Below are 20944 nucleotides of genomic sequence, written 5' to 3' on the forward strand. Positions count from 1 at the left end.
GGGGGGAGGAGAGGAACAGGCCGGCAGACAGCCGGAATCGCAACGGCGGCAGCACCTCGGGCCGCTGCCCGGCGGGTTGTCGCGGTGGGAATGTAGCAGGGCCCCGACCGGTCCCTCCACGGGAGGCGCTACCGCTCAGTAGGCACGCGTGAACAATTCGTAATCAATTCTTGATTACACACAGGCTCACAGCGATCACGCAGACGATAGTCTCCGACCGACCCGATCCGGACACATGACGTGATCCCGTCGTTCGAACGACGTGTCCGACCGCTCGAACCCGGCGACACCGTGCGAGCGTCCGGCCGATCCCGGCCACCGAGGTCGTCGACGGCCCCGCCGCGACGACACCGCGGTCACCACTCACCCGAACAGCCAAGGAGGTCAGCGTGCCCACGAACACAGTGGAGCCGCCGCCCGGCCGCACGGACCGGACTCCTGTGTTCCGCCGCAGGGCGGTCTCCGTTCTCGCCCGGTGGCCGTTCCGCCGCAAACTCAACGTTCTCGTCATCGCGCCCGTGGCGGTCGTCGGCGCGCTCCTCGGCGTCGGTGTCACCGGCCAGATCCAGCAGGTCCGCGACGCCGACCGGGTCGCCGAACTGGTCCGTGACAGTGAGCAGGTCGCGGCGCTCGCCAACGACATCCAGGCCGAACACCGGCTGGCACTCCTGCTGTCCGTGCAGTACGACGCGGCCCGGCCGGGGGCCGCCCAGCCGTCGACGACGGCGTACCGCGAGGCGCAGGGGGCCACCGACGAACGCGTCGCGGCCGTGCGGTCCGCGTTCGGGTCGAGCCTGCCGGCCGAGGAGAAGCAGGCGCTCGAGTACATCGCCGGCCTCGACTCCCTGCGCGACAAGCTCGGCCGGGACTACGTGCCGGCCGCCAACATCGACCCCGCCTACGCCGCCGCGGTCGGCTATCTCATCGACGGCATCGGTCTCGACCGCTTCGCCGCGACCTCGCAGTCCGCGGTCACCAACCTGCTGGACGCCGTACTGCGGGCGGACGCGGCCCACGCCGCCTTCGAGAGCGCCGTGTTCTCCGCCCAGACCCGTGACGCGAACGCGCTCACCGAGTACACCCGCGCGGTCGGCGCCCACGAACTCTTCACCCACCAGTCCGAGCGCTTCGGCCGTATCGCCAGGCCGGATCAGGTGCTGCGCATGGGCGGTATCGAGCGCGCGGCCGAACAGAACGCCATCACCTCGCAGTTCGCGGAGCTCCAGGTCGATCCGGGTTCCCTGCAGTCGCAGACCGCTCGCGAACTGCGCGAGAGGATCGCCGCCGGCGAGCGGCAGGCCGACACCCGCCTCGGCATCACCCGGACCCTCATCCGGCAGACCGCCGCCCAGGCCGACTCCCTGTCCGCGAACGCCCTCTCCAAGGCATGGCTGATGCTCGCTCTGGCGCTCCTCGGCTTCGCCGCCTGGCTGGCGTTCTGCGTCCTGGTCCGCCGCTCGGTCGTCCGCCCCCTGACCGCACTGACCCGCTCCGCCCAGCGGGTGGTCGCTGCCGCGGGCGAGGAACTCGCCCGTGTCGCGGACGACGAGTCCACCGACACCGCCCCGTTCCGGCCCCAGGCCATCCCGGTCCCGGTCCGCGACGACATCGGCGAGCTGGCCGAGGCGTTCAACCATGTGCAGGTCACCGCCGCCGCGCTGCTGGAGCGGCAGATGCTGAGCCGACGCAACGTCGCCGAGATGTTCGGCAACGTGGGCCGCCGGGTCAGCAATCTGACCACGCGTCAGCTGTCGCTGATCGACGCCGTGGAACGCGAGGAGACCGACCCTGACCTGCTCGACCAGCTCTACCGCATCGACCACATCGCCGTACGGCTCCAGCGCAACGCCGACAGCCTGATGCTGCTCGCCGGAATCCGGGAGACGGACGTCGAGGCCCGGCCCACCACCCTGGCCGACGTCATACGCTCCGGCCTCGGCCGGATCGAGGGATACCAGCGGGTGTCCCTGCGCTCCGAGACGGACATCACCGTCGGCCCCGACATCATCGGCGACCTGACCCTGCTGCTCGCCGAACTGCTGGAGAACGCCGTCTCCTTCTCGCCTTCCCACACCCCGGTCGAAGTGGTCGTGCGGCCCGGCACCGATGTCACCAAGGACGGCGGCGCCCTGATCGAGGTCATCGACCACGGCCTCGGCATGAGCGCGGAACGCCTCGCCGAGGAGAACGCCCGGCTCGTCCGCCGGGAGCGGCTCGACCTGGTGCCGACCAAGGTGCTCGGCCTCTTCGTCGTCGGCAGCCTCGCCCGCCACCTCGGACTGCACGTGGCCCTGAGCCGTACACCGGGCGGTGGTGTCACCGGGACCATATGGATCCCCGCCTCGCTCCTGCTGACGATGAGTCCGGTGGACGACACACCTGCCGGGACCGCGGCGGCACCCACGCCGAGGCCGGAGAGGACGGCCGCCGCACCCGCACCGGTACCCGCCGCCACGGCGACCCTTCCCGAACGACGGCCGACGATCGTGTCACCCCACAGCGACCTGCCCCGACGCGTCCCGTCCCGCCCCGGCTCCGGCGACGCCACCACCCCCGAGGGCACCGCGTCGGCGGCCACCCGCCCCCTGCGGCGACGGGTCCGCGGCGCGACGCTCACCGTGACCACCCCGGCGGCCGACCGCAGCGCACCGGCGCCGCGACAGCCGCTGGACGCCGACGCCGTGCGTTCGGAACTCGACGAGTTCGAGGCCGCCGTCCGCAGGGCGGAACAGGACGCGGCCGCGACTGAGGCCGTGACCACGACCACGACCGCCGACGAGACCGGCACCACCGCAGGACCGGAATCCCCAGAAGGCCAGAAGGAGACGGGCAGTGACGACGTCGACAGGTGACAGCACCTCCGAACAGGCGAACCCCGCCGATCTGCGAACCGCGGCGGCCGACTTCACCTGGCTGCTCGACCGGTTCGCCACCGACACCGCCGGTGTCGTGGACGCCATCGCGGTGTCGTCCGACGGACTGCTGATCGCCGTCTCCCAACTCCGCGACAGGGCCGACTCCGAGCGGCTCGCCGCGATCGTGTCCGGCGTCACCAGCCTCGCCGCGGGCGTCTCCGGCAACTACGGCCTGGGCGGCCTCAACAAGGTCATCATCGACCTGGAGGGAGGCCATGTGCTGGTCTCGGCCATCGGCAACGGCGCCGTCCTCGGCGTGGTCGCCTCCAAGGAGGCGAAACTGGGCAACATCGCCTACGAGATGACCCTCTTCGCCAACCGCGCCGGGGCCGCGCTCACCCCCCAACTGGTGATCGAACTCAAGAACAGCGTCGGCTCCACACCGGCCGGCTGACCCGTCCCCCGCGAGGCAGGAGGGCGTCATGGCCGACGCCGGACGAGAACCACTGGAAACAGCACGAGACATCGACGGCGGCTCACCGGACCCGGCCGGACGCGCCCCCGCCGTCCGCCCGTTCCTGCTGACCGCCGGACGGGTGTCGGGGGCGGGCAGGGCGGCGCCGATCCCGATCGAGACGCAGATCGTGGCGACCGCCGCCGGGCTCTCCGCCCTCGGCGCGCTCGCCTTCGAACACCACGACATCGTGGCCGCCTGCCGGCAGCCGCAGTCCGTGGCGGAACTGGCCGCCCGTCTGCGACTGCACCTCAACGTCGTCCGGGTGCTCACCGAGGACCTGTGTGCCGCCGGGCACCTGGCCGTCCACGTGCCCAGCGCCCGGACCGCACAGGACATCACCGTACTGCGAAGGGTCATCCATGGTCTCCGTGCCGTCCCCGACTCACGGGACACGCTCCGTGACAGCGGCTGAGCGGCCGCCGCTGCCGGTCAAGCTGGTCATCGCCGGCGGCTTCGGGGTCGGCAAGACCACCACCGTGGGCTCCATCTCCGAGATACGGCCCCTCACCACGGAGGCCGCCATCACCGAGGTCGCGGCGGGCGTCGACGACCTCACCCACACCCCCGACAAGACGACCACCACCGTCGCCATGGACTTCGGCTGCATCACGCTCGACCCGACGCTGAAGCTGTACCTGTTCGGGACACCGGGCCAGGACCGGTTCGGCTTCATGTGGGACGACGTGGTCGAAGGCGCCCTCGGGGCCCTGGTCATCGTGGACACCCGCCGCCTCGACGACTGCTACGCGGCCGTCGACTACTTCGAGCACAAGCACATCCCCTTCGCCGTGGCCGTCAACGCCTTCGACGGGGCGGTCGAACACGACCTGGACGAGGTGCGGTGGGCCCTGGACATCGCCGAACACGTCCCGCTCGTCGTCTTCGACGCGCGCCGCACGGGCTCGGTCCGCGACGCGCTCCTGGTCGTACTCGACGTCGCCCTCTCCCGCGCCGAAGCGGCCACGGCGAGCGCCTCGCCACAGGCACACTCATGAAGCCGGCCGGCCATCGTTTGCCACGGAGGGGCCGAGGGTCGTTGGGCGGGCCGTTGCCTGATGGGGTGCGCAAGTAGGCCCCGGCGCCGGCACGTCGAGGCGTCCGGCATCCGGCCGAAGGACTCAGAAACTGGGAACGTCACTCGCCGCGAGACACCTGACCCCGCGCCACGTCGGCCACGGGCCTCGCCGCCGCGCTCGCCGGGTCGGGACTCATACCCCAGTTCCAGCTCTACGGGGCGATCGCCGCCACCAAGGCGGTACTGCCGGCGATGCGCGAAGCCGGCGCGGGCACGCTGCTCTACACCACCGGCGCGGGCTCCATCGACCCCGTCCCGCAGGTCGGCAACGTCAACGCCGCCGCCGCGGCGCTGCGCAACTGGGTCATGAACCTGCACAAGGAACTCGACGGCACCGGCGTCCAGGCCGCCCACGTCGGCATCGACGTCTCGATCGGCACCCCGGCCGTCCCCGGGTTCCCGACGGCCCAGCCCGAGGAGATCGCCCCCGTCTACTGGGACCTGCACACCACCAAGCGCGACCAGGCCGAACTCGTCTTCAGCCGCTGAGCGCCCACCGGCCCCGCCGCACCCCGCCCCGCTTCGTCGAAGCCGGTCCGCGCCGCCGTGGTCAGCCACCGCGGCGGCGCGATCCCCTCGGGCCCGACCCCCTCATGCCCGACCGGCCTCCGACCTCTCCTCAGGCACGGACGTGCGACGACTCCGGCCGACCTGCCCACCTGATCAAGTCCCGCACGATGCTTCTGCGAAAAGAGTCGCCATGACCAGCATGTCGTTCACCGAGGCGGCACGCGTCTGCCTGGCCTCCAAGTACGCCACGTTCTCCGGTCGCGCCCGGCGCGCGGAGTACTGGTGGTTCTCACTGCTCTACGTGATCGCCACCGGCGCGGTCGCCGGAACCGCCTTCGGGACCGAGACCCCGCTCCTGGGTGTCCTTCTCCTGCCCTTCATGGTGCCCATGCTGAGTGTCTCCGTCCGCCGATTGCACGACACGGGGAAGCCGGGCTGGAGGATGCTCGTCGCCCTCGTCCCCGTGGCCGGCCCGGTCATCTACCTCGTGACCATGGCCGTGGACAGCGACCCGGCGACCAACCGGTACGGCCCCTCCCCCAAGGCCGTCGCCGACCTCGTCGGCTGAGCCCGGCGGCTTGCTGATCGTGAGCCTCGCGGACCGAGGAACCGAAGATTCCCGTGATGGAAATCAATGACGTGCCCCACACCACCCTCATTGGCCAGAGAGTTCCTCGTACGAGGCGGACGGCCGCCGGGGCGGAGGGAGCGCGGACAGCAGGTCCCACAGGGGCCGCGACCCCGCAGCCCAGGAACCGAGCACCTGGCGGTCGACGAGGTGGAGCCGTTGCTGACGAGCGAACGTACGGCCGGGCTGGGTGATCCTGCCGTTGGTCACCATCACCACGACGTCCGCCTTGTGGACCGGGCGCCCCGTCCCGTTGAGCACCTGCAGTTCCGGGGTACCCACGGCGGCGCCCCGCTCTCCATGACGGCGGTGCTTGCACTGGATCACCCAACGCCGCCCCCAGGGGTCGGTCGCCTTCACGTCCGCCCCCAGATCGCCCTGACCGCCGACCTGAACGGCGTCGGCGCAGCCGTCCCGACGCATCAGGTCCCGGACGGCGAACTCGAACTGCCGGTGGGACAGGCCGTCCAGCTGGGCCAGCCCGTAACGCAGGGCGCGCGCCTGAACCTGCCGCCACTGCTCACGCTGCGCCCGCTGCTGCCACCGGGCGAAGCCACCCAGGGCAGCGACGACGGCCGCGACCAGCAGCACCCACCAATGCGCGAGCAGCCAGTTGACCACCGTCACCACCAGCCCGACGGCCGCCGCCGCGACCACGCACAGCACGACGAACCGGGCCTCCTGCTCCTGCCCACGCCGACGGCTGGGCCGCCGCACGCGCCGCCGAACGGGCTGGCGCCGGGCCGACGGGCGCCGGGTCACCGCTCACCGGCCAGAGCGGCGAGGTCGATCGGGTACGACACGCTCGGCGTCGGCGCGACCTGCTGCAGCGCGGGGATGTCGAACTTGACCGGGTACGACACCGTCGGGCGCGGCGCGGCCGTCCGCGGGGCGCTGCTGGTGGAGTGCTCGAAGCGGATCGGATAAGTCACCGACGAATCAGGCGACTTGCCGTCCGCCTCGGTTGCCGTCGAGGCGTTGCCGACGGCGAGGACAGCCAGGCCGAAGGCGGCGAAGAGGGTCACCTCCCGGCGCGCGCCCGGCGCCCATCGGGAGTGTCCGCGAACCGGCGTTCCGTCGGAGCGCACGTACGGGCGGACAAAGGGCATGTGGTCCTCCAACTCATCCGGGAATTTCCCTGTCGCCGTCATGGTGGCGCCCAGCACTGACAGTCGATCACCCTAAGAGGCCCAACACCCCATTTTTCAGGGCTAGTTCAGGACAGGCTCGCGGCCCGCCCCCACCCGTTCGGGGTCCTTGCGTACGCGCCGGGGCAGGCTACGACGCGAGGCGACGCGGCAGCTCCGGATCGCTTTCGAGCAGCGGCTCACCAGGGCGCTTCGGTCGGCGGTGGCTCGACGGCTGCGGGTGGAGCGAGGGTCGGCTGAACCCTTCGGCCGTACAGGCGGCGGTGGCGGAATCAGTCATTTCCGAGATTGCCGCTCGAAGGAGCTGAAGCAGGCGCGAAAGGCCGTGTCGACCGGGCAGCCACCGTCACGCAACCCTTCGTCCACCTCATGAGTCACACCCCCGTACACCTTGGCCCTCATTTCCTCCTTCGACTACGGGAGTTCACCGTGCGCGCACGCACCCTGGCCGCCACCGCCGTCGTTGCGGCCCTCACCGCAGCCGGCCTGACCCTGCCGCTCGCCGGTAACGCCGCGGCCGCGTCGACCGCACGCTTCGACTTCAACGGCGACGGATACACGGACATCGCGGTCGGCATGCCCGACGCCACGGTCAACGGCAAGGCGAAGGCCGGCTACGTCAGCGTGATCTACGGCGGTTCGGAGAGCCCGTACCAGTCCAGCGGCGTCATCAGCCAGGCGGAGGCCGGCATACCCGGCACGCCCGAGGCGGGCGACCGCTTCGGTTCCTCCGTGTCCCCCGTCGACGTGAACGGCGACGGCGTCTTCGAGCTGCTCGTCGGCGCGAGCGGCGAGTCGCTCACCTCCGACCAGTTCAAGGACGAGGGCACCATCACCGTCCTCGACGGCTCGGAGTGGAACATCAAGGGCACCACCGTGGCCAGGGGCACGTCCGAGTACAGCAGCATCGGCCGCACCCTCACCACCGGTGACTACGACGGCGACGGCGACACCGACCTCGTGTACGGCGAGAACGGTGAGGAGCACGGCTCGGTCCGGTTCCGCCCGGGCCCGCTCACCGCCGACCCGGTGACGACCACGCGGGTGAGCAGGTACAGCATGGGCGGCAGCACCCGCGACCTGGCCACCGGCGACTTCGACGGCGACGGCCGGGACGACCTCGCCACCACCTGGAGGGGCCTGGAGGACTCCGGCACCTTCATCACACGCTGGGACGACCAGGACAAGCCAGTCCAGTGGTGGTTCGACGCCGACTACGGCAGCGCGCTCGCCGCCGCCGACGTCGACCGGGACGGCACCGACGACCTCGCGGTCGGCCTCGTACAGCCCAATCCCGAGTTGGAGACGACGCATTGCCAGGACCGGCTCGGCGGTGCGGTGCTGCTGCTCAAGGGTTCGAAGACCGCGGAGTTCGGCTCCGAGAGCGAGTGCGTCACCCAGTCGAGCCCGGAGGTCGGCGGTACGGCGGAGGCCGGCGACGACTTCGGCGCGGCGCTTGCCGCCGGCGATCTGAACGGTGACAGCCGTCCGGAACTGGTGGTCGGCGTGCCCGGGGAGGACGTGGGCACGGTCAAGGACGCGGGCGGATACGTGGTCCTGAACGGCACGGACCAGGGCCTCCACGGCGGCCTGGCCCGCAGCCAGAGCACCCCGAACATGCCCGGCGCGGCCGAGGCCGGCGACCGCTTCGGCGCCCAGGTGGGCGTCGGCGACTACAATCGCGACGGCCTGCGGGACACGGCCGTGAGCGCGCCCGGGGAGAATGCGGGTGAGCCCCGGTCGGGCGGCGTCTGGTTCGTGCCGACCAGCACCGAGGAGACGTATCCGCAGGGCAAGTCACTGACCCCCTTCGGTTTCGCGCTGCCCAACGGGGCCGTCAAGTACGGCGAGGTCCTGGGCCGCTAGCGCCCGCATCAGGCAATGTTCGCCCTGTCGACGACGGCGCGCAGGTGCCGGCGAACAGGTGCCGTACTCCGCCCGTGCTCGGCCCACTGCTTCCCGGGGTGGGGCATGAGGTTGAGCGGGCCGAACTCGTCGATGCAGAAGATGATTTCGGGCTCGCCTTCCTCAGGCAGGACCTCCCCGTCGGCGAGCCGCCGGCCCTCGTCATCGTCGATCTCCCGGACCTGCACTCGTTCAGCCACGTGATCATGCCGGCCGTCCGGTTGCCGCGCCGGGCGGTAGCGCATCCCGCGCATCCCCGCCCGGCGCCGGCCGGGTGGTCAGCCCAGTGCGGGGCGTGTGCGGCGTGCGATGCGTGCGGGCCACCCGACTGCGGCGTACCAGACCAGGGCCGCACATATGAAGGCCGTCGCCGCGGAGACCAGTGACCTTGTGAGGGTGTCGTTCCGTGCGCCGGAGACGAGGGCAACAGCCAGTGCCGGCGTCAAGGTGATGACGGGCAGCGCACGGGGGCTCCGCATGGCACCTGGCACGGCGGCCGGCGGCAGCAGCCAGGTTGCGAAGCCGTAACAGGCACAGGCCAACAGTGTGGCTCCCAGTACTTCGCTGGGCCGGTGGCCGCCCATGGTCGCGGTGGCGGCGGCGATGCAGGCGAGCCACAGCACACCGGCCGCGGCGACGTAGGGGCGGATGCGGGGGGAGACCACGAGGACGGCGGCGAGGGTCAGCGCGGCGGGGATGGCCGTGTGCCCGCTGGGAAAACCCTGATCAAGGAGGTTCTCGGGCGCGCCCACCAGATCGGGGCGGGGCATGGTCGATTTGAACACCTCCTTGCCTCCGGTCGCGAAAATGACGACCCCGAGCGCCGCGCACCCGTGCCGCCAGCACCGCCGCACCAGGGTGAGGACCACGATGACGACCAAGCCCGCCATCAGGGTGGGCTTGGCACTCAATTCCATCGGCGGCAGGGGCGTCGAGCCGTAGGCCGATCCTGACAGGGGGTAGATCCATGCTTCTTCGCCGCCCTGTTCACCGAGAGCAAACAGGGCATTCTCGGCTCGTTGCCCCCACGGGGTGCAGACGGCGAGCAGGTAGACCGTCAGGAACCCCAGGGTGTACAGCAGAGCCGGCATCCACGGCCGTGTCGTACGCGACGGGCTGGTGTCGTCGAGGGCCTCGGGGGACTCGGGGGCCTGCCTCGAGGCCCCCGGACGGTGCGCGGGCAGGGTCGGAGAATCGTGCTGAGTCATCGCTGTGTTTCTTCCGTTGGGGGGAGTTCGGTCACGCGCGTCGTGTGGCACGACGTGGGCCGCCGGCTCGGTCGGCCCACCGGGGGTCCGCTTCTATTCGGCGAGTGCCTGCCCCTGCCGGCGCTGGGCGGCGATCGCCAGGGCGGGGAGGGGTGCGATCAGCAGGAGGAGGACGACCAGGTTCGGAAAGGACTGCATGAACGCGTCCGGCCGGACGACGATCGCCTGCGTGCGGACGATCGCGACCGCCGCGACGGGGATCAGCCACCGATGGTCGCCGGTGGCCGCCGTCGCCACCCACGCGGCGAACAACGCGGCGACTTCGAGGGCGAACAGGCCGCGTTGGAAGGTCGGGCTGACGGAGATGATGTGCAGGCCCCCGGCCACGAACATGGCGAGCACGACGGGGACCAGCCAGCGGTACGAGCGGCGTCGCAGACGGCTGGGACGGCAGAGCGCCAGCACGGCGCACGCGGCGCACAGTGCCCCCGAGAGCGCCAGGTCACGGGCCGTTATCGGGGTGCCGAGACCGTAGTAGCCCAGGCCCGCCTTGCCCTCGTCGCCGAAGAGAGTGCGGCCGTGGGACGTGGCGCCGGCCCAGATCATGGCTGCCGCGGCCGGCAGCGCGATCCACGCCCTGCCACGCAGCAGAGCGATCAAGCAGCCCAGCGGGAGCAGCCCGTAGGGCAGCAGCCGTATCCGCGTGGGGCCTTCGGCCCACGGGTACCAGCCGGAGAAGCGGAAGGCGATGGCGTGCTGTCCGGGGTCGATGTGCAGTGCCCAGTGCCACACATCCTGCAAGTACGGAACCAGCGCCAGCGCGGCGAGGACCAGCGCGGCCAGATGGATGCCGTCCAGCCACCACGGCCGGGCCGTGTCGTCGACGACGGCACGGGCGCGGGCCTGCACCCCGGCGCGCACCAAGGCGGCAACTTCCCGCGGTGGGGGCCAGGAGCGGCCGGGATACGCCTCGGCCAGGCAGGCCAGCACCTCCTCGCCCTGCCGGGAACGGTAGGGCTCGGGATAGGCCGCAAGCAGCAGACGATTCATGCCGGGGCCGCTCCGGCATCCCGCGAGCGTCCGATGACGACGGCCGCCGCCTGCTGCATGCGCAACGCCTCCCGGCGGAGCGCCTCGGTGCCGTCCTCGGTGAGCCGGTAGTAGCGCCGCGCCCGCCCGTCCACGATCTCCTCATGGCCGACGGCCACCAGCCCGGCCCGCTCCATCCGCTCCAGCGCGCCGTAGAGAGTGCCGACAGCGATCCGGAGCCGCCCGTCGGTGGCCTGCTCAGCAGCCTTGATGATGCCGTACCCGTGCAACGGACCGTCCATGAGCGCAGCCAGGATGAAGTACTGCGGTTCCGTCAAGGGCGGATTCTGTCTGGTCATGCATCGAGCATATATCGAGCAACGAAATATATCTGCCAGCTTAGGATGCTCACCGGTGGCACCTCCACGCCCCACGGCGAGATCTCGGGGCAGCCCGGCGCACCGCACCGAACGAGGAAGGACAAGGGGGCGAAGGACAAGGGACCGTACCCGGGCCACTCGGGCCACTCGGGTCACCCGGCCCCCGGCCGGAAGCGCCGGAGTCCCGCCGAGAACGGCCACGGCCTCCTCGTCGGCTTCGGCCGGGCGCAGGCGTACGCACGGGCGCAGGAGCGCTGCCCATCGCTCGACACGTTCGGCGCCTACGCGAGGCCACCGTTGCTCATGAGCAGCTGACCGTTGATCCACTCACCCTCACGGGAGCACAGGAAGTCCACGAGGTGTGCGGTGTCCTGTGGAGTGCCCAGCCGGCCGAGCGGGGTGCTGCGGCGGCAGTGTTCCCGGACGTCCTCGCTCATCCAACCGGTGTCCACCGGGCCCGGATTGATCACGTTGGCGGTGACACCGAGGTGGGCGAGTTCGTGGGCGGCGGCCAGGGTGATGCGGTCCATGGCTCCCTTGCTGGCCCCGTAGGGCAGGTTGCCGACGGTGTGGTCGCTGGTGAGGCTGACGATCCGGCCGGTTCCCCGTTCCGCGGCGAAGCGGCGTCCGAACTCGCGTATGAGCAGCCAGGTGGCACGTGCGTTGACGGCGAAGTGCCGGTCGAAACTCTCGACCGTGGTGTCCAGCAGCCCCGAGTCGACGGACTCGCAGTGACTCATGATCAGGGCGGTGACACTGCCCCTCTGCTGTTCGACCCTGTCGAAGACGCGGGCCGGGGTGTCCGGGTCCGCGAGATCCGCCTCGATCGCCGTGGTCGCCGCGCCCTGTTCGGCGAGGGTCCGGCTGATCACTTCGCTCGCGCCGGGCTCGCTGCCCCAGCTCATGCGGTCGTCGTAGGCGGTCCAGTAGGTGAAGGCGATGTCCCACCCCGATGCGGCCAGCCGGCGGGCGATGCCCGCGCCGATACCGACGGTGCGCCCCACCCCGGTGATCAGGGCGAGGGGACGATCGGCCACTGACTCCGCTCCGTGTGCGGACCGGTCATGATCGCTGTTCGTCGTCACGGGCCGGAATGGTTCACGAACGACACCGCGGCGTCAATCGCCTTTCTCCGGCTCCTTCGCCTGTCCCTGCCGGGGACCGGGTGGCGGTGCATGCGGACTCCTGGGCGGCCATGACCTCATCACCATGTTCGAAGGCCCATGCTCCGAGAGTCCCGATGGGTGTCAGCAACGTCCGCCCCAGGGTGGTGAGTTGGTACACGACTCGGGGTGGCGCCGCAGGGCTCGACCGCCGGTCCACCAGCCCGTTGGACCGCAGGCGCCGAGTGTCTCGGTGAGGACCTTGGAGCTGATCCCGCCGATCTGTTCGCGTAGTTCGACCGGGCGTCTGGGGCCATCGCGCAGGGCCCGACACCGCGACATGAGCCATGCGCGGCGCCGAGATCCACGCCGCTGTCCGCGCTGCCGCCGCGCTGCTCTCCCCCGGCTCTCCGTCCGCGCCACGGTGCGGGGCCCCCGCCGCGCCCTGCCGGGCGGCGGATAGCGTACGGGCATGGTGATCACGGGGAAGCGGCGGGTCCTGTACCGGCAGGGCAGCGGATTCTGGCGGATGACGTCGAAGTGGGTTCTGGTCTTCGGTGCCCTGTATCTGCTGGACGGCGCACTGTTCCGGTCGTGGGGCGATGCTCTGGTCTGGCCGATGATCGGGATCCTGCTGTGGGTGCCGTTCGGGATCGGCCTCGTCTGGTACCCGAGGAAGGACCAACGCGTCGCGCTGACGACCCGTGAACTGCGGGTACGGCGCAGGCGACTGCCGTTGGAGAACGTGAACCTGCTGCACGTGGCGCGCCTGTGGCTGGAGGGGCGGTCGACGGCGGACGACCAACCGGTGCTGGAATGGCCACGGTTCGACCGGGTGGTGTGGGTGCCGTTGCGGGACGGTCGAGCCTTCGGCGTGGAGTTCCGCGACGCCGCCGCCTTCGCCAAGGTGTTCGGCGCCTTCGCGGTCGAGGCGTGCGGCGGGCCCGACATCGTCCGCGCGAGGGCCACGACGGAGACATACCCGGATCCGGTCCCGGTACGGCCCCACCCAGCAGACGACTCAGGCTCCTGGCCGGACCTCCTGGACATCTTCAACTGACAGCCGAGACGCCGACGTCGATCAGGGAGAAGGAGGTAAGGGCCGCAGCACAGCGTCGGGGACGCCGGAACCCGCACAGCCTGGCCTCGCAGGTAGACCTCCTCGAACCCCTGCGGGTCGTCCATCGGTCTGCTCACGCGCCCTCCCCACACCGTGGCTTCACCACGTCTGCCTACGGTTTGTGGGTGACCCAGAGCAGTTCCGCCGGCCAGCGGTGTGCCCAGTCGGGTGGGTCGGTCTCGTTGTAGCCGTTGGGTGTGCCGGGTTCGGGTCGCGGCTCGATGAGGTCGTCGATGATCAGACCCGCGCCGCGCAGGACCCTGACCCAGTCGCCGTAGGTGAGCTGATAGCTGGTCGCGCCGTCCCCTTCGGCGATGGTGTCCAGCCCGAAGTAGTCCTGCTGGAGCGTCGTGGTCACGCGGCTGACGGCTTCGTCGTAGCAGGCTTCGAACCATGGGCTGGCGACGTTGAACACCAGGCGCCCGCCTCGGCACAGGACGCGTGCGGCCTGCGGGACGGCCAGGTGCGGGGGTGCCCAGCTGAGCCCACCGAAGTCGCAGAACACCAGGTCGAAACTGTCGGCGGCGAAGGGGAGTTGTTCGGCGGCGCCCTGCACCAGCGGGTAGCGGGTCCCTCCCATCGCGCGGGCCGCTGCGGCGAGTTGGGCCTCGGACAGGTCGATCCCGACCACGGTGGCGCCCTCGGCGGCGAGCGCCCGGGACCACTGGCCGCCGCCGCAGCCGAGTTCGAGGACGCGCTTGCCGGTGACGTCGCCCAGGGCGCGCAGGTGCGCGTCGGGGATGGAGTACATGCCCCACAGCCGGGGTGCGGAGCCGATGCGCGGGTCGTGGTCGTGCTGATAGGCGCTGCTGATCTTGTTCCAGAGCCGCCGGTTGGCGGGGATGCTGTCCACGTGCCGACTCCAGCACTGCCTGTCGGGGACGGTCAACACGATATGAGCCCTGGCGGCCGGCCCTCGCCCCGGTCCGGACCCGGCCCCGGCCTCGGGTCCGGCACCGGCTCGGCCCATGATCCGCCGGATGAGCCCCAAGTGCGCACGGTCCGCGTCACCGACCTCTACTTCCGCGCCTCCCGGCCTCCCGGCCTCCCGGCCTCCCGGCGCCCCGGCCTCGCGGCCTCTGGATGCCGAGATGCGGCGGCAACTGTGGTGCAGAGTCAGAGACTTCAAGCCATGCGAGAGCGGTTCGGGTGGGCCCGAAGCTGCGGCGAGGTGAGTTCCAGGGCAGGGTTGTCGCGTCCGGCAGTCATGTGGTCGAGCCAGCGCTCGTACCAGTCGAGGAAGTCGGTGGCGGAGGAGACATTGGGCCCCCAGTGGCCCTCACTGTTGCCCGTGAGGACCCGGCCGGTGAGGGGGCCGGTCAGCGCGATGAGGCATACGTCCGTGCAGCCCATCTCGATGATGTGGAGGAACAGGTCGCGGTCGCGTGTCCCAGGCCCTGCGGCGGCGAAGCCGTGCTCCAGCTCGAACGCGGCGACGCGTGCCTCCGCCGACCTCGGGCCGAGGCGGAAGGCGTGTCGCTCTTCTCCGAAGGAGTGGCTGCGCAGCGGTTGGAACGGGAGCGCGGCCAGTTTGCGCCGCAGGCGCGGTACGCGGGGGTCCATGGGACATCTTCTCTCGTCCTCGTCACCCCAAGGGTGGCCGTGGCGAACCGGCCGGACCAGAGGGCCTCGCCGTAGGTGGAGCGACGCGTTCGGGCGATCGTGTCGGCGTCACATCGCGATGGGTCCGAGGTCGGCCGCGGTCTGGGCCAGTGCGCGGATGGTGGGGGTGTCGGCGGAGGTGCGCCAGGTGAGTGCCCATTCGAGGGTGGGGGCGTCGTGGAGAGGCAGGAAGACGATGCCGGGGGGCTTGTTGTAGCGCGCGGCGATGTCGCCGAGTGGGTGGACGCAGCGTCCGGCGGCGACCAGGGAGAGGATCTCGTGGAACGTCCGCGCGGCGGGTCCGCGGGGAATGCGGTGGCCGAGCGGGGTGCGGGTGGGGACCATGGAGGCGACCCAGTACTCGGGGGCTTCGGGACCGAGGTCGACGACGTGGTTGTCGGCGAGGTCCTCCAGGGACGCGCTGCCGCGTTCGACGAGCGGATGGTCGGCGGCCACGGCCAGGACGCGGCCTCCGGTGAGTACGGTGGGCCCGACGGTGAGGTCGGGTTCGGCGACCGGCAGCCACAGCACATGCGCGTCGTGCTCTCCGCTGCGCAGCGCGGAGAAGGCGTCGGCGCCGTTGATCTCGCCGAACTGTATGTCGCAGCCGGGATGACGGGCGCGGAACTCGTCGACGAGGGGGCGCAGTTCATGTCCGGCATGGCCGAAGACGCCCAACCGCAGGCTGCGGCCCGCGCTTTGGCCTGCCTCCTGGGCGCGGGCGAGTCCTGCGTGGAGGAGGTCGAGGGCCTGCTGGAGATCCTCGCGGAGACGCCGGCCGACCGGCGTCAGGGCCACACGCCGGCTGGTGCGGTCGAACAGCCTGACCCCGAGGCGGCGTTCCTGGCTGCCGATGGACTGGCTGACGCGGGCCTGGGACACATGGAGCCGCTCGGCTGTGCGGCCGAAGTGCAGTTCTTCGGCCAGCGTCAGGAAGATCTCTATGTCGCGCAGCTCCATACATAACCCCCGCCTTATGGATAGCCCCACGGACTCTACATTGTTCCGCCGCTGACCTGCGTCGATGCTGGACACATCACCCAGCGGGCAGGCAGTGGACGCCTGCCCCACGCATCGATGAGGCAGGGACGTGCGATGAGCGATATGCGGGCCGTCGTCGATCGTTTCGAGATCGGGCAGCTGTGCGCCGAGGTCACCGACGCCGTGATGATGCGCGACTTCGACCGCGTGGCCTCGCTGTTCACGCCCGATGGTGTCATGCGATGGCCGCACATCGACAGGGAGTTCGTCGGCCGCGAGGCGATCCGCGCGGGGATCGAATGGGGGCAGGGGCTGTGGGAGTTCTTCGTGCAGAACGTTCACCCCGGCGTCGTCCGGCTCGACGGCGACCTCGCGACCGGGCGGGTCCACGTCCAGGAGTTCGGACGGCTGCGCGACGGCAGCTCGCACCTGAACTACGCCCTGTATCACGACAGTTACAAGCGCACCGCCGACGGCTGGAGGTTCAGCGAACGCGTCTACGAGGTCAGGTACGCCGACTCCACCCCGCTCACCGGCTCACCGGTTCACCGCCCTCGCCCCGCGCCTCCGCCCGTGCCGCGCGCCTCCGCCCTCCAGATCGACCCGCCCCACCATCAAGAGAAGGAGTGAGTGTCATGTACATGATTACTGGAGCCCAAGGTGTCGTAGGGCGCGCGGTGATGAAGCAGCTGCTGCGGGAGAGCGCACCCGTCACCGCGGTCACGCGTGGCTCCGGGCCGGCCGCGTTGCCGGAAGGCGTACGGGCCGTCCGGGGCGACCTGTTCCGCCCCCAGTGGATCGAGGCTGCGCTGGAGGGAGTGGAGGCTCTGCAGATCAGCCCGCGCGCCACCGGCCCGGGACTCGGCGAACTCCTGCGACTCGCCGCCGGGCGAGGCGTACGGCGTGTCGTGCTGCTGTCGGCCACCACCGTGGAGCACCCGGCGGGGGAAGCCCGGTTCGCCGCGCAGTTCCAGCACGCCGAGGACCTCGTCCGCGGCTCCGGCCTGGACTGGACGGTCCTGCGCCTGGCCGACTTCGCTGCCAACGCGCTGGCCTGGGCGCCGCAGATCAGGTCCGGTGACGTGGTGCGCGGCGCCTACGGCCGAGCCACCACCTCCCCCATCCACGAAGCCGACATCGCGGCGGTCGCCGCACGCGGCCTCCGCGGCAGCCTTCCCCCGGGGTCGACCCACACGCTGACCGGCCCGCAGCCACTGGACCAGGTGGCGAAGGTGCACCTCATCGGCGCCGCCCTCGGCAGGACGCTGACCTTCCAGGAGCTCCCGCCGGAGCACGTCCGCAAGGGCATGCTCGCGCAGGGGCTGCCCGAGGAGGTGCCCGACCGCCTGCTCGGCTCACTGGCCGACTACGCCCACCGTCCGGGGCCCACCACGAGCACCGTGGAAGACCTGCTGGGCCGCCCCGCCCGCTCCTTCGCCGACTGGGCCCACGACAACGCCGCCGCCTTCGACGGCTGACCACGGCCGCCGTCCTCCACGGCCGGAGCGGGGGGGCTACTGCGCCCCGGTCGGCCCGGTGAGCCGACCCGGTGAGCGGGGACGACCCCCGGTCACCGGGTCCGAGGTGGAGCTACTCCAGGTGGTGGTGGCAAGTGGTGGGCGCTCCCGCCCGAAAGCAGGCTGGCGTACGCGCCCTGCCCGGCCGTGTGGCGGGGCGCAGTCACGCCAACCGTCCCCCGCCCGGAATGGCCAGGGATGTCAGAGAGACGAGATCACATGGCCGAACACGACATCGGCCCCCCTGCCCTCCTCGCCCGGAGCCGGGATCGGGACCGGGGCCGGGGCCGGGGCCGGGGCCGGGGCCGGGGCCGGGGCCGGGACGCCCACACGGGGCCGGGCTCGCCACCTCCATCCACCTCATCCACGCGATGCACGCCGCGCCTGCCGACGACGGCCACCGCCCGGCCCGGTCTCATGGGCCGGGCGGTGGCGGTCGTCGCCGAGAGTGGGACGGCCGCGCGTGGGATCGCTCGCCGTGGCCTACGGGCTCCGGCGCGCCGATCGTTCGCCGTACCACCTGCTTCCGGCCGGCCCGCCGGGCCAGTACGGGTTCGGCATGCCGTCGTCGTTCATGTGCGCCCGCCGCCAGATCTCCTTCCAGCTGTACGGGGTGTCCGGCACGAGCCGGTGCGGCCGTCCGCACGGACACGGCGCCGGAGCCCACGCGCACCGGCCGCACAGCTCGACCCGCCCGTGCCCCGTCGAGTGCGGCTCCGGCGGTCCCTCGTCACCGCACGCCGGACAGCCGGGCAGCTCCACGCCGTCCAGCAGCGCGTTCTGCCGCCGGACGTACTCGGGCAGTCGCAGCGACGGGTGACGGAACGGGGCGTCGTACCAGGCACGCTCCGACCCGTCCCACCAGCTCCGCAACCACCACGGGCGCGGGTCCGGCACGGCCCGCCGTCCGCCCCGCTTCTCCGCCCGGCGCTGCGCCGCGTACCGCTCCGCCCGCGCGAGCCACAGCACCCGCGCCTCGTGCAGCTCCTCCACCGCCCGCACCAGCGCGTCCGGATCGGCCTCCAGCCGCCGGGGAACAGCGGCGCTGAGCGTGAGGTGGTGGTACGTCGCCCGCAGACCGTAGGGCGCGAAGACGGTGAGGCAGGTGCGCAGCGCGCTGTGCCGCCGCTGGAGCGGGAGCCGACCGTCATGCACCCGCGCCCGCTGCGTCAGAAAGCTGGTCACGCTCCGCGCTCCAGGTCCGGGCCGAGGTCCAGGTCCGAGTGCGGGCCCGAGTCCAGGTCCGCGTGCAGGTCCAAGGACCGGGCCAGGGCCGCGGTGACGGCGGCGGCGTGGGTCGGCAGGTGTTCCTCGGCCCAGTCTCCGGCGAGGCCGAGAAAGTCCCGCAGGTCCTGCTGAGCACCGGTGACGAGCGCGCGGACGTCGTCCACCGGCAGCTCGATCACCGGACTGTCGTCCTTCGCATCGGCGTCGAACGTCAACCGGACGGTGTCGCCGACTCGTTCGGCGGCCGAGGACGGATCGTGGCCGAAGCCGGAGAAGCCGCTGCCGTCGAGCACCTCCAGCCAGTCCCGCCAGGTCTCCAGGCCGCAGCAACAGCCCGGCTCGACATGGACGGTGCCGGTGGCCCCGTCGGTGACCCGGAAGCCGCCTGCGGCGTGGAGGTCGGGCATGGTCAGCAGGCCGTGCAGGAACACGCCGAGCGGGTCGGTGGGGCACGGGCCGTGCTCCTCCTCCGGCTCGAAGTCGTTGCAGTCCGCGATCCGCATCACCGCCGTGCCGACCTGCGCCGGAGTCATCCTCCCGTCCAGCACGAGGTAGTCGTAGGACTCGTACTCGCTCACCGGCCAGAGCGCGAAGCCGTCGCGGGCGACGATCTCCAGAACGGGCTGCATCACCATCACACGGGGATGATGCCGGACCCGTCGCCACACCGCCACGGACTTTGCCCGCGGGCTCCGCCCGCGCCCCCGGCGCATCTCGATTTGCCGGACCGGCAACAACAGTGGCCGTTCCGGGAGGCGGTGGGCGACCGTGGGGTCATGATCGACGACACCGCAGGAGGACCCACCGTGTTCGACTTCCCCTCGCCTGTCGGCGCATACGCCGGCGACCCCGCGGTGCGGGCGGAGTGGGACGGCCGTTACGCCGACCGGCAGCAGCTCTGGAGCGGCCTGCCCAACGGCGCACTCGTGGCCGAGACCGCCTCGCTCACCCCCGGACGCGTCCTCGACGTGGGCTGCGGTGAGGGCGCGGACGCGCTCTGGCTCGCACGCCGCGGCTGGGACGTCACCGCGCTCGAGGTCTCGGGCGTGGCCCTGCGCCGCGCGGCCGGACACGCACACGACGCCGGCCTCACCATCCACTGGGTGCACGCCGAACTCACCCGGGCCTCGCTCCCGCCGGCCTCCTTCGACCTGGTCTCCGCGCAGTACCCGGCCCTGCTGCGCACCCCCGACGCCGCCGCCGAACGCGCCCTGCTCGCCGCCGTCGCGCCCGGCGGCGTGCTGCTGCTCGTCCACCACGCCGGCATGCAGGACCAACAGGCGAACGAGAGCGGCTTCGACCCGGCCGACTATGTCTGGCCCTCGATGGTCACCGAACTCCTCGACGACGACTGGGAGGTGGAGGTCGACGAGCAGCGGCCCCGCGTCGCACCGGAGGGCGGCGCGGGCGCGCACCACACCGACGACCTCGTACTCCGCGTACGCCGCCTCCGCTGAGCCGGGCGTACGACGCACTGCGCGCCGACGCATACACGTGGGGCTCACTCGTCGAGGTACCGATGCCTGACGTCGGCCGGCGTGATGAAGAGCCGGCCGTCGCGCACCTGCCATTCGGTGGGCCCGTCGACCTCGTGACCGACCAGGAACAGGCCCTGGACGAGGTCTCCGTCGGCGTCGGAGGCGGGGATGCGGGCGATCGCTCGGATCTGCTCGCTGAACCAGTCCAGGGCCGACGCACGGATGTCGGCGCCGTAGAAGACGTAGTGGGTCCAGTTCACGTGCCGGCGCGGTGAACTCCACCCGTGGGTGTAGTGGTTGTCGTCGTGTCCGGCGATGATCTCCTGGACGGCGACGAGTTGGGTCTCGTCGCACTCCAGCCACCCTCTGATCGACACGTAGATGCCCATGGGCCCGCCCCGTCTCTTTCGTCCACGGCTCCGATGTGACAGCCATCGGCCGACCGCCGTGTGCAACTGGTTCCGGCGCATCCATGAGCTGATCGCCGACGCGTCGCTGGACGACTCCGGACGTCTGTCCGAAGAAGAAGCGGGTCACGTCGGCGACCAGGGTGTCTCGTTGCGCTGGATCATGGTGCACATGATCGAGGAGTACGCGCGTCACAACGGTCACGCCGATCTGCTCCGCGAGCGCATCGACGGCGTGACCGGCGCGTGAGAGG

Annotated in this window: 24 protein-coding genes and 2 pseudogenes; 12 read left to right on the forward strand and 14 right to left on the reverse strand. The window is 71.4% G+C overall.

From position 1 onward, the window contains the following. Window positions 1-389: 389 nt before the first annotated feature. From ACZ52C_RS32450 to ACZ52C_RS32475, 6 genes are all read left to right on the forward strand, one after another. Window positions 390-2852 carry a sensor histidine kinase gene (locus tag ACZ52C_RS32450; RefSeq protein WP_469078111.1) on the forward strand — a complete coding sequence of 821 codons (2463 nt, stop codon included), beginning with the start codon at window positions 390-392 and terminating at the stop codon, window positions 2850-2852. Further along, complete coding sequence (locus tag ACZ52C_RS32455) at window positions 2833-3309, forward strand: roadblock/LC7 domain-containing protein (RefSeq protein ID WP_045561911.1); 477 nt, start codon at window positions 2833-2835, stop codon at window positions 3307-3309. Before ACZ52C_RS32450 ends, ACZ52C_RS32455 begins: the two co-directional genes overlap by 20 nt. 28 nt (window positions 3310-3337) lie before the next feature. Further along, on the forward strand, window positions 3338-3784 hold the full coding sequence (locus tag ACZ52C_RS32460) for a DUF742 domain-containing protein (protein WP_469078112.1): 447 nt from the start codon (window positions 3338-3340) through the stop codon (window positions 3782-3784). Further along, window positions 3732-4367 carry a GTP-binding protein gene (locus ACZ52C_RS32465; protein ID WP_469078113.1) on the forward strand — a complete coding sequence of 212 codons (636 nt, stop codon included), beginning with the start codon at window positions 3732-3734 and terminating at the stop codon, window positions 4365-4367. The genes ACZ52C_RS32460 and ACZ52C_RS32465 overlap by 53 nt, the downstream gene beginning before the upstream one ends. Window positions 4368-4639: 272 nt before the next feature. Further along, window positions 4640-4936: a Rossmann-fold NAD(P)-binding domain-containing protein gene (locus ACZ52C_RS32470; RefSeq protein WP_469078114.1), complete on the forward strand. Its 297-nt coding sequence runs from the start codon at window positions 4640-4642 to the stop codon at window positions 4934-4936. Window positions 4937-5147: 211 nt separating this feature from the next. Continuing rightward, window positions 5148-5525 (forward strand): DUF805 domain-containing protein, encoded by a 378-nt coding sequence (locus ACZ52C_RS32475; protein ID WP_469078115.1) that lies wholly within the window; start codon window positions 5148-5150, stop codon window positions 5523-5525. A gap of 87 nt (window positions 5526-5612) precedes the next feature. Here ACZ52C_RS32475 and ACZ52C_RS32480 read toward each other — a convergent pair whose 3' ends face one another. Both ACZ52C_RS32480 and ACZ52C_RS32485 read right to left on the reverse strand, forming a co-directional pair. Continuing rightward, a complete protein-coding gene (locus ACZ52C_RS32480) occupies window positions 5613-6302 on the reverse strand; it encodes a restriction endonuclease (RefSeq protein WP_469078116.1) in 690 nt (229 codons plus the stop codon). A gap of 41 nt (window positions 6303-6343) precedes the next feature. Next, the gene (locus tag ACZ52C_RS32485; protein WP_469078117.1) at window positions 6344-6751 is read right to left on the reverse strand and encodes a hypothetical protein; all 408 of its coding nucleotides are present in this window, start codon (window positions 6749-6751) and stop codon (window positions 6344-6346) included. A 411-nt stretch (window positions 6752-7162) separates the two neighbouring features. Between ACZ52C_RS32485 and ACZ52C_RS32490 the strand changes: the two genes are divergently transcribed. Then, entirely contained in the window at window positions 7163-8599 is a 1437-nt protein-coding gene (locus ACZ52C_RS32490; RefSeq protein ID WP_469078118.1) for an FG-GAP repeat protein, read from the forward strand. Window positions 8600-8607: 8 nt separating this feature from the next. On the opposite strand, the gene ACZ52C_RS32495 is transcribed toward ACZ52C_RS32490, so the two are convergent. From ACZ52C_RS32495 to ACZ52C_RS32520, 6 genes and pseudogenes are all read right to left on the reverse strand, one after another. Beyond that, on the reverse strand, window positions 8608-8883 hold the full coding sequence (locus ACZ52C_RS32495; protein WP_469078119.1) for a hypothetical protein: 276 nt from the start codon (window positions 8881-8883) through the stop codon (window positions 8608-8610). 33 nt (window positions 8884-8916) lie between these two features. After that, window positions 8917-9846 carry a phosphatase PAP2 family protein gene (locus tag ACZ52C_RS32500; RefSeq protein WP_469078120.1) on the reverse strand — a complete coding sequence of 310 codons (930 nt, stop codon included), beginning with the start codon at window positions 9844-9846 and terminating at the stop codon, window positions 8917-8919. 93 nt (window positions 9847-9939) lie between these two features. After that, the gene (locus ACZ52C_RS32505) at window positions 9940-10896 is read right to left on the reverse strand and encodes a hypothetical protein (RefSeq protein ID WP_469078121.1); all 957 of its coding nucleotides are present in this window, start codon (window positions 10894-10896) and stop codon (window positions 9940-9942) included. Further along, on the reverse strand, window positions 10893-11234 hold the full coding sequence (locus tag ACZ52C_RS32510; RefSeq protein ID WP_469078122.1) for a PadR family transcriptional regulator: 342 nt from the start codon (window positions 11232-11234) through the stop codon (window positions 10893-10895). The genes ACZ52C_RS32505 and ACZ52C_RS32510 overlap by 4 nt, the downstream gene beginning before the upstream one ends. Window positions 11235-11536: 302 nt before the next feature. Next, a complete protein-coding gene (locus ACZ52C_RS32515; RefSeq protein WP_469078123.1) occupies window positions 11537-12340 on the reverse strand; it encodes an SDR family oxidoreductase in 804 nt (267 codons plus the stop codon). A 13-nt stretch (window positions 12341-12353) separates the two neighbouring features. Then, a pseudogene (locus tag ACZ52C_RS32520) lies at window positions 12354-12685 on the reverse strand (winged helix-turn-helix transcriptional regulator); the annotation flags it as partial. A gap of 145 nt (window positions 12686-12830) precedes the next feature. On the opposite strand from ACZ52C_RS32520, the gene ACZ52C_RS32525 reads away from it, so the two are divergent. Next, window positions 12831-13418, forward strand: a complete 588-nt coding sequence (locus ACZ52C_RS32525; RefSeq protein ID WP_469078124.1) for a hypothetical protein — start codon at window positions 12831-12833, stop codon at window positions 13416-13418. Between the two features lie 172 nt (window positions 13419-13590). Here ACZ52C_RS32525 and ACZ52C_RS32530 read toward each other — a convergent pair whose 3' ends face one another. The 3 genes from ACZ52C_RS32530 to ACZ52C_RS32540 form a co-directional block, all read right to left on the reverse strand. After that, complete coding sequence (locus tag ACZ52C_RS32530; RefSeq protein ID WP_469078125.1) at window positions 13591-14331, reverse strand: class I SAM-dependent methyltransferase; 741 nt, start codon at window positions 14329-14331, stop codon at window positions 13591-13593. A gap of 272 nt (window positions 14332-14603) precedes the next feature. Next, the gene (locus ACZ52C_RS32535) at window positions 14604-15041 is read right to left on the reverse strand and encodes an SMI1/KNR4 family protein (protein ID WP_469078126.1); all 438 of its coding nucleotides are present in this window, start codon (window positions 15039-15041) and stop codon (window positions 14604-14606) included. 108 nt (window positions 15042-15149) lie between these two features. Then, on the reverse strand, window positions 15150-16040 hold the full coding sequence (locus ACZ52C_RS32540) for a LysR family transcriptional regulator (RefSeq protein WP_469078127.1): 891 nt from the start codon (window positions 16038-16040) through the stop codon (window positions 15150-15152). Between the two features lie 135 nt (window positions 16041-16175). On the opposite strand from ACZ52C_RS32540, the gene ACZ52C_RS32545 reads away from it, so the two are divergent. After that, entirely contained in the window at window positions 16176-16691 is a 516-nt protein-coding gene (locus ACZ52C_RS32545) for a nuclear transport factor 2 family protein (protein WP_469078128.1), read from the forward strand. 5 nt (window positions 16692-16696) lie between these two features. Beyond that, window positions 16697-17539 carry an NAD(P)H-binding protein gene (locus tag ACZ52C_RS32550; protein WP_469078129.1) on the forward strand — a complete coding sequence of 281 codons (843 nt, stop codon included), beginning with the start codon at window positions 16697-16699 and terminating at the stop codon, window positions 17537-17539. A 522-nt stretch (window positions 17540-18061) separates the two neighbouring features. Here ACZ52C_RS32550 and ACZ52C_RS32555 read toward each other — a convergent pair. Both ACZ52C_RS32555 and ACZ52C_RS32560 read right to left on the reverse strand, forming a co-directional pair. Next, entirely contained in the window at window positions 18062-18763 is a 702-nt protein-coding gene (locus ACZ52C_RS32555) for a hypothetical protein (protein WP_469078130.1), read from the reverse strand. Next, window positions 18760-19440 carry a hypothetical protein gene (locus tag ACZ52C_RS32560; RefSeq protein WP_469078233.1) on the reverse strand — a complete coding sequence of 227 codons (681 nt, stop codon included), beginning with the start codon at window positions 19438-19440 and terminating at the stop codon, window positions 18760-18762. The genes ACZ52C_RS32555 and ACZ52C_RS32560 overlap by 4 nt, the downstream gene beginning before the upstream one ends. Window positions 19441-19581: 141 nt before the next feature. On the opposite strand from ACZ52C_RS32560, the gene ACZ52C_RS32565 reads away from it, so the two are divergent. Next, complete coding sequence (locus tag ACZ52C_RS32565; RefSeq protein ID WP_469078131.1) at window positions 19582-20262, forward strand: class I SAM-dependent methyltransferase; 681 nt, start codon at window positions 19582-19584, stop codon at window positions 20260-20262. A 44-nt stretch (window positions 20263-20306) separates the two neighbouring features. Here the strand turns inward: ACZ52C_RS32565 and ACZ52C_RS32570 are convergent, their stop codons facing one another. Beyond that, entirely contained in the window at window positions 20307-20672 is a 366-nt protein-coding gene (locus tag ACZ52C_RS32570; RefSeq protein ID WP_469078132.1) for a hypothetical protein, read from the reverse strand. A 76-nt stretch (window positions 20673-20748) separates the two neighbouring features. On the opposite strand from ACZ52C_RS32570, the pseudogene ACZ52C_RS32575 reads away from it, so the two are divergent. Then, window positions 20749-20940 (forward strand): annotated as a pseudogene (locus ACZ52C_RS32575) (mycothiol transferase); the annotation flags it as partial. Between the last annotated feature and the right edge of the window lie 4 nt (window positions 20941-20944).

The organism is Streptomyces sp. NPDC034049, assembly GCF_055575575.1.

What these genes read in the sequence shown, in the direction of transcription:
- ACZ52C_RS32545 (WP_469078128.1), top strand. Translation starts at nt 16,176, where the DNA reads ATGAGCGATATGCGGGCCGTCGTCGATCGTTTCGAGATCGGGCAGCTG.
- ACZ52C_RS32505 (WP_469078121.1), bottom strand. Translation starts at nt 10,896, where the DNA reads ATGAATCGTCTGCTGCTTGCGGCCTATCCCGAGCCCTACCGTTCCCGG.
- ACZ52C_RS32560 (WP_469078233.1), bottom strand. Translation starts at nt 19,440, where the DNA reads ATGGTGATGCAGCCCGTTCTGGAGATCGTCGCCCGCGACGGCTTCGCG.
- ACZ52C_RS32510 (WP_469078122.1), bottom strand. Translation starts at nt 11,234, where the DNA reads ATGACCAGACAGAATCCGCCCTTGACGGAACCGCAGTACTTCATCCTG.
- ACZ52C_RS32565 (WP_469078131.1), top strand. Translation starts at nt 19,582, where the DNA reads ATGATCGACGACACCGCAGGAGGACCCACCGTGTTCGACTTCCCCTCG.
- ACZ52C_RS32470 (WP_469078114.1), top strand. Translation starts at nt 4,640, where the DNA reads ATGCGCGAAGCCGGCGCGGGCACGCTGCTCTACACCACCGGCGCGGGC.
- ACZ52C_RS32465 (WP_469078113.1), top strand. Translation starts at nt 3,732, where the DNA reads ATGGTCTCCGTGCCGTCCCCGACTCACGGGACACGCTCCGTGACAGCG.
- ACZ52C_RS32535 (WP_469078126.1), bottom strand. Translation starts at nt 15,041, where the DNA reads ATGGACCCCCGCGTACCGCGCCTGCGGCGCAAACTGGCCGCGCTCCCG.
- ACZ52C_RS32540 (WP_469078127.1), bottom strand. Translation starts at nt 16,040, where the DNA reads ATGGAGCTGCGCGACATAGAGATCTTCCTGACGCTGGCCGAAGAACTG.
- ACZ52C_RS32460 (WP_469078112.1), top strand. Translation starts at nt 3,338, where the DNA reads ATGGCCGACGCCGGACGAGAACCACTGGAAACAGCACGAGACATCGAC.
- ACZ52C_RS32550 (WP_469078129.1), top strand. Translation starts at nt 16,697, where the DNA reads ATGTACATGATTACTGGAGCCCAAGGTGTCGTAGGGCGCGCGGTGATG.
- ACZ52C_RS32525 (WP_469078124.1), top strand. Translation starts at nt 12,831, where the DNA reads ATGGTGATCACGGGGAAGCGGCGGGTCCTGTACCGGCAGGGCAGCGGA.
- ACZ52C_RS32475 (WP_469078115.1), top strand. Translation starts at nt 5,148, where the DNA reads ATGACCAGCATGTCGTTCACCGAGGCGGCACGCGTCTGCCTGGCCTCC.
- ACZ52C_RS32500 (WP_469078120.1), bottom strand. Translation starts at nt 9,846, where the DNA reads ATGACTCAGCACGATTCTCCGACCCTGCCCGCGCACCGTCCGGGGGCC.
- ACZ52C_RS32570 (WP_469078132.1), bottom strand. Translation starts at nt 20,672, where the DNA reads ATGGGCATCTACGTGTCGATCAGAGGGTGGCTGGAGTGCGACGAGACC.
- ACZ52C_RS32495 (WP_469078119.1), bottom strand. Translation starts at nt 8,883, where the DNA reads ATGCGCTACCGCCCGGCGCGGCAACCGGACGGCCGGCATGATCACGTG.